The organism is Actinacidiphila oryziradicis (genome assembly GCF_005047355.1).
GTDB classification, from domain to species: domain Bacteria; phylum Actinomycetota; class Actinomycetes; order Streptomycetales; family Streptomycetaceae; genus Actinacidiphila; species Actinacidiphila oryziradicis.
In genome coordinates, this window is sequence record NZ_SUMC01000363.1 from 1 (window position 1) to 1,001 (window position 1,001).

Below are 1,001 nucleotides of genomic sequence, written 5' to 3' on the forward strand. Positions count from 1 at the left end.
AGCGAGCCGGCGGCACCCGTGTACTCGGCGGGGAGCAACAGGGAGTCGAGTTCCGCTGGAGACAGCACGCCGTCCAGCGCGGGCAGTGCGGCCAGCACCGCCCGCAGACCGGTGCCGGCGGTGTCGGCAGTCCGAGAGGCATCGGTCAGCAGTGCGCGGGCCCGGGCCCGGCCGAGCGCCGGGGTGAGCACTGCCACGAGTCGTTCGGTGACCACCTGGCTGCCGGTGAGCTCCAGGTTGGCGCGCATCCGGGTCGGGTCCACGGCGAGACCCTCGGTGAGTTCCACCGCGGTAAACGCCGCGCCCCCGGCCAGCCGCAGGCACTCGCGCAGCAGCGCCCACTCGGCGTGCCAACCGCCCGCGGACCGCTCGTCCTCGGCGACCAGGCACTGCGTCAGGGCCCCGGCCAGCGCCGGGACCTGGAGCGCGGCGCTTCGCACCAGGACGGCCAGCACCGGGTTGCGCTTGTGCGGCATGGCCGATGAGGCGCCCCGGCCGGCCGGGGCGGGCTCGGCCACCTCGGCGATCTCGGTCCTGGCCAGCACCAGTACGTCCACCGCGATCTTGCCGAGCGCGCCGGCGGTGAATGCCAGGGCCGCCGCCAGGTCCGCGATCGGGGTGCGCAGCGTGTGCCAGGGCAGTACCGGCCGGGCAAGTCCGGTCTCGGCGGCGAAGGCGTCGGCGAGTTCGCCGGCGTAGGCCGCCGGGTCGGTCGCGGTGCCGTCCGCCTCGGCGAAGGCCAGGTAGCCGGACAGCGTGCCGGCCGCGCCCCCGAGTGACACCGGCAGCCTGCCGTCGAGCAGCGCCGCCAGCCGGGCGTCGGCGTCCACCACCAGCGACCGCCAGCCGGCCGCCTTCAGCCCGAAGGTGGTCGGAACCGCGTGCAGGGCCAGGGTGCGGCCGGCCATCGGAGTGTCGCGGTGTTCCGCGGCCAGCCCCGCGAGCGCCGCGGCGGTCCGACCGAGGTCGGCCCGGATCAGCCGCAGCGCACGGGCGGCCAC

The 1,001-nt window shown here is 76.5% G+C and carries 1 protein-coding gene; it reads right to left on the minus strand.

All coding sequences use genetic code 11. The features are described 5' to 3' along the window. A partial coding sequence (locus tag FCI23_RS55900) for a lyase family protein (RefSeq protein WP_136731790.1) occupies window positions 1–1,001 on the minus strand: 1,001 nt, incomplete at both ends.